Genomic DNA, 4,749 nt, shown 5'->3' with positions numbered 1-4,749 from the left:
CTTACCGTCTGCGGCTGCTGGCTTTTGTGATTTCGGGCGCTGTCACAGCCCTTGCCGGTGCGCTCTTTGCCGATCTCAACCGTTTTGTGAGTCCGACGATGCTGAGCTGGCACATGTCGGGTGAGATCATGATCTTCGTGATCCTCGGCGGTGTGGGGCGGCTTTTCGGGCCGGTTGCAGGGGCGGCACTCTTTATTCTGCTGGAGCATATCCTCGGCGGACTGTCAGATTTCTGGCACGTGTATCTGGGCCTGCTGTTGCTCCTGGTCGTGCTCTTTGCCCGCGGCGGCATGATTGGCGCGCTGGCGGGACGGCAGGTGGCGCATGACTGAGCCGCTGCTGCGCATTGAGGGTCTGCGCAAATCCTTTGGCGCGCTCTGTGCCACGGATGATGTATCTCTGACGCTGCGCCCCGGCGAGATCCACGCGCTGATCGGGCCCAATGGCGCGGGCAAATCGACGCTGATCAAACAGATCGCGGGCGGGCTCGCGCCCGATGCCGGACAGATCTTTTTTGACGGTCGGGATATTACCGGGTTCAACACTGTCGCGCGCGCGCGCGCAGGGCTCGGGCGCACGTTCCAGATCTCCTCACTCGCAATGGAATACACCGTGCTTCAGAATGCGATGCTGGGGGCGCTGGGTCGGGCCGGGTCCGTCTGGCGGTTTTTCCGTCCGGTGATGCAGGATGCGGGCCTGCGCTCGGCGGCCATGAGCGCACTGGAGCGGGTAGGGCTGGAAAATCTGGCGACACGGCGCACTGCTGATCTCAGCCACGGGCAGCGCCGCCAGCTTGAGGTCGCCGTCGCGCTGACGCTGCAACCGCGCGCCTTCCTGATGGACGAGCCAATGGCGGGTCTGGGGGCTGACGGCTCACGGCGCCTTACCGGGTTTCTGGACGGGTTGCGCCGCGAGGCACCGATCCTGCTGGTAGAGCACGATATGGAGGCGGTTTTTGCGCTGGCAGACCGGATTTCGGTACTGGTTTACGGGCGCATCATCGCCACGGGCACCGCTGATGAGATCCGGGCCAATGCAGATGTGCGCGAGGCCTATCTGGGTGCGGAGGAGGCGGGATGAACTTTCTCGATGTGCAGGGGATCACGGCCTCCTACGGGCCGAGCCAGGCGCTCTTTGGTGTCGATCTGACGCTGGAAGAGGGCGAGGTCTGCGCCCTGATGGGCCGCAACGGTATGGGCAAAACATCGACTATCCGCGTGATTTGCCGGCTGCTCAGGCATTCGGGGGGCTCCGTGTCGCTCGGCGGACAGGATCTCAGCGCGCTGCCGCCGCACAAGGCCGCGCGCGAGGGTCTCGGGCTGGTGCCGGAGGGGCGACGGTGCTTTCCTAACCTCACGGTGCGCGAAAACCTCATCGCGGCGGCCCGGCCAGGAGAGTGGGATGCGGCGCGCATCGCAGAGCTTTTCCCGCGCCTGGAAGAGCGTCGCGACCAGATGGCGGCGTCTCTCTCCGGAGGCGAACAACAGATGCTCGCGATCGGGCGCGCGCTGATGACAAATCCGCGTCTTCTGCTGCTTGATGAGGCCACCGAAGGGCTGGCCCCGGTGGTGCGCCAGGAAATCTGGGCTGCCGTGCGCCGTTTGAAATCAGAGACAGGGATGGCCATTCTTGTGGTCGATAAATCGCTGGCAGAGCTGCGCGGCATCGCCGACCGCGCGGTCATTCTCGAACGCGGCAGCACCGTCTGGTCCGGTGCGATGTCCGATGTCACCGCCGCCGTGGCGGATCAGTATCTGGGCGTCTGAGCGCCCTGCAGGAACATGAAAAGGAGCCCGCAATGGCCCATCAGATCATTCATCCCGACGGTTGGAAACCCGCCCGTGGCTATGCCAACGGCGTGCTTTGCGAAACCGGTGAGCTTTATGTCGGCGGCCAGATCGGCTGGACGGAGGATCAGATCTTTGAGGTGCATGATTTCATCGGTCAGATGCGCCAGGCGCTGCGCAACATCCGCGCCGTGGTTGAGGCGGCGGGCGGCGCGCCGGAGCATATCACCCGGCTGACGTGGTATGTGACGGACAAAAACGAATACCTTGCCCGTCAGGCAGAGGTCGGTGCGGCGTATCGCGAGGTGCTGGGCCGGCATTTTCCGGCGATGACAATGGTGGTTGTTGCAGCCCTCGTCGAGGATGAGGCCCAGGTCGAGATCGAGGCAACGGCCGTCCTGCCACGCGCTTAAACGCGGGCAGCGCTCACCCCGCGGGTCAGCGCGAATACCACCGCGGCAAGGCTCACGATGGTCGGCCCGGTGGGCGTGTCCAGCGCGAACGAGACGATCAGCCCCCCGAGCGCCGAGGCACCGCCGATGAAAATCGCCGCGGCCGCCATGCCTTCGGGTGTACGCGCAAGCGGCCGCGCGGCGGCAGCCGGGATGATCAGCAATGCGGCGATCAGCAGCGCGCCCACGACCTTGATCGCGACGGCCACTGTGATGCTGAGCGCCAGCGTCAGCACCAGTTCTTCACGTTTCGGACTGAGCCCCGCGGCCTGCGCCAGATCCGGGCTGAGGGTGGCCGCCAGCAAAGATGACCAGCGCCAGAAAAGCAGCCCCAGCACCAGCGTCGCCCCTGTCCAGATCACTGCAAGATCAGCTTGTGACACAGCAAGGATATCACCCACCAGGTACCCCATCAGATCGACACGTACGTCGGGTATGAGCGAGACAGCGACAAGCCCCAAGGCCAGGGCCGCGTGAGCCATCACACCAAGGAGCGCGTCACTGCTGATGCCGCGCCCGGTAAGTCCCGTGAGCAGCAGCGCCATGGCAACCGCGACCAGTAACACACCGCCGAAGACGGGCAGATCGGTCGCCAATGCGAGTGCCACACCAAGGATCGCCGCATGGCTGGTCGCATCGCCGAAATAGGCCATGCGCCGCCAGATCACGAAACAACCCAGAGGTGCCGCCGCCAGTGCCACGCCGAGGCCCGCAAGGGCCGCGCGGATCATGAAATCGTCGGTCATGCCCCGGTGGTCTCGTGCTGGTGATCGTGGTCATGGTCATGTTCATGGTCATGTGCATGGTCACCTTTCGGCCCGTGTGAATGGCCGTGTTCATGCCGGTAAAGCGCCAGCGCCCCACGGGTGCCGGTGCCGAAAAGCGCGCGGTATTCCGGTGCGCTCGCGACGATATCAGGGGTGCCTTCGCAACAGATATGGCCGTTGACACAAAGCACCCGGTCGGAGGCTGCCATCACCACATGCAGATCGTGGCTGACCATCAGGACACCGCATCCTGTTCGTTGTCGCACGGTCTCGATCTGCTGATAAAAGGCGGCTGATCCGGGTTGATCGAGGCCCTGCGTCGGCTCGTCCAGAATGAGCAGATCGGGCATGTCGAGCAGGGCCCGGGCCAGCAGCACCCGCTGAAACTGGCCACCGGAAAGCGCCGACATCTGCCGGTCCGCAAGGCCGGGCACGCCGGCACCGGTCAGTACTTCTTCAGCGCGGACGGCACTGATCCGTCGTGGCAGCCCCAGAAACCGCGCCACCGTCAGCGGCAGCGTCGCGTCAATCGCGAGGTTTTGCGGCACATATCCGATGCGCAGCCCGGGCGCGCGGGTGATGCGCCCCTGTGCCGGTGCCAGCGCGCCGATAAGGGCGCGCAGCAGGCTCGACTTGCCGGACCCGTTAGGCCCGACGATGGTGACGATTTCGCCTCGCGCCAGTGTCAGGTTCACATCCCGCAGCACGCTCTGGCCGCCATAGGCCAGATGCAGGCCCTCGGTCCCGATCAGCACGGTCACGCAGGCTCATCCTGCTGGCAGGCAGGGCAGAGGCCCTGGGCCTCGACCACGGTGCGCTCAATGCGGAACCCGGCGGCACGGGCAGCATCGCCCAGACGCCCGGCAGCAGGGGTGGTTTCAGCCTCCGCCACAGCACGGCAATTGCGACAAACGAGAAATGCAGGTGCGTGATCCGCCCCGGCATGGGCGCAGGCGACATAGGCATTGAGGGCCTCGATCTTATGCGCCAGACCTGCTCGCACCAGAAAATCCAGCGCACGGTAGGCGACCGGCGGCTGCGACCCCAGCCCCTCATCGGACAGATGCGCCAGGAGGTCATAGGCACCCAGCGCGCGGTGCTCGCTCAGCAGGATTTCAAGCGCGCGCCGCCGGACCGGTGTGAGGTTCAGCCCCTGATCGCGGCAACGCTCGACCGCCCGCGCAAGCGTACCGGTCATACAGGCGCTGTGATCGTGGCAGTCAAATCCGACAGATGACATCTGAACTCCGGGGGCAGGTATTGATATGTTATAACATGTCTGATAGCCGGTCGCGGGATGTATCACAAGGGGGCCGCGATGCGCGTTTTAATGGTTTGTGCGACACTTCTTTGCGGCACCACCGGCGCGCTGGCCGAGGTGCCGCGGGTGGTTACCGATATTCTGCCCGTGCAGGGGCTGGTCAATCAGGTTATGGCAGGTGTGGGGACGGCGGATGTGCTTTTGCCGCCCGGTGCCTCTCCGCACAGCTATGCGATGCGCCCGTCCGAGGCGCGGGCTCTGTCCTCGGCCGATCTGGTGATCTGGGTCGGTCCGGCCCTGACGCCCTGGCTGGCGGATCCAGTCGATACGCTGGCCGGTGACGCGCACAGGCTTACTCTGAAGGCGGCCGAAGGTATGCAGCTTCTGGCTTTTCGTACCGGCGGGTCCTTTGAGCCGCACGATCACGACGCGCACGCAGAGCATAACGCTCATGACAGCCAGGACGAGGATCATGCGCATGA

At 64.9% G+C, this 4,749-nt stretch carries 7 protein-coding genes and 1 pseudogene; 5 read left to right on the top strand and 3 right to left on the bottom strand.

Going from position 1 to position 4,749, the window contains the following annotated elements; genetic code table 11:
- The 4 genes and pseudogenes from Q0M35_RS17420 to Q0M35_RS17405 form a co-directional block, all read left to right on the top strand.
- Positions 1 to 332: pseudogene (locus Q0M35_RS17420) on the top strand (branched-chain amino acid ABC transporter permease); the annotation flags it as partial.
- Complete coding sequence (locus tag Q0M35_RS17415) at positions 325 to 1,080, top strand: ABC transporter ATP-binding protein (RefSeq protein ID WP_295317526.1); 756 nt, start codon at positions 325 to 327, stop codon at positions 1,078 to 1,080. The pseudogene Q0M35_RS17420 and the gene Q0M35_RS17415, both read left to right, overlap by 8 nt.
- Positions 1,077 to 1,766 carry an ABC transporter ATP-binding protein gene (locus Q0M35_RS17410; protein WP_295317525.1) on the top strand — a complete coding sequence of 230 codons (690 nt, stop codon included), beginning with the start codon at positions 1,077 to 1,079 and terminating at the stop codon, positions 1,764 to 1,766. The genes Q0M35_RS17415 and Q0M35_RS17410 overlap by 4 nt, the downstream gene beginning before the upstream one ends.
- A 32-nt stretch (positions 1,767 to 1,798) precedes the next feature.
- Complete coding sequence (locus tag Q0M35_RS17405; protein WP_295317524.1) at positions 1,799 to 2,200, top strand: RidA family protein; 402 nt, start codon at positions 1,799 to 1,801, stop codon at positions 2,198 to 2,200.
- Here the strand turns inward: Q0M35_RS17405 and Q0M35_RS17400 are convergent.
- From Q0M35_RS17400 to Q0M35_RS17390, 3 genes are read right to left on the bottom strand one after another with little or no spacing between them, the layout of a single operon-like run.
- Positions 2,197 to 2,985 carry a metal ABC transporter permease gene (locus Q0M35_RS17400; protein WP_295317523.1) on the bottom strand — a complete coding sequence of 263 codons (789 nt, stop codon included), beginning with the start codon at positions 2,983 to 2,985 and terminating at the stop codon, positions 2,197 to 2,199. The two genes, Q0M35_RS17405 and Q0M35_RS17400, sit on opposite strands and share 4 nt — an antisense overlap.
- Entirely contained in the window at positions 2,982 to 3,767 is a 786-nt protein-coding gene (locus tag Q0M35_RS17395; RefSeq protein ID WP_295317522.1) for a metal ABC transporter ATP-binding protein, read from the bottom strand. The genes Q0M35_RS17400 and Q0M35_RS17395 overlap by 4 nt, the downstream gene beginning before the upstream one ends.
- Entirely contained in the window at positions 3,764 to 4,246 is a 483-nt protein-coding gene (locus Q0M35_RS17390) for a Fur family transcriptional regulator (protein WP_295317521.1), read from the bottom strand. Before Q0M35_RS17390 ends, Q0M35_RS17395 begins: the two co-directional genes overlap by 4 nt.
- A gap of 78 nt (positions 4,247 to 4,324) precedes the next feature.
- Between Q0M35_RS17390 and Q0M35_RS17385 the strand changes: the two genes are divergently transcribed.
- Positions 4,325 to 4,749 (top strand): zinc ABC transporter substrate-binding protein (locus Q0M35_RS17385; RefSeq protein ID WP_295317520.1); only part of this gene is annotated, 425 nt, incomplete at its 3' end.

The organism is Roseobacter sp. (assembly GCF_024639605.1).
GTDB lineage: Bacteria > Pseudomonadota > Alphaproteobacteria > Rhodobacterales > Rhodobacteraceae > Roseobacter.
The sequence above is the reverse complement of the archived record's forward strand: the minus strand, read 5'-3'. Positions and strand labels throughout refer to the sequence as shown.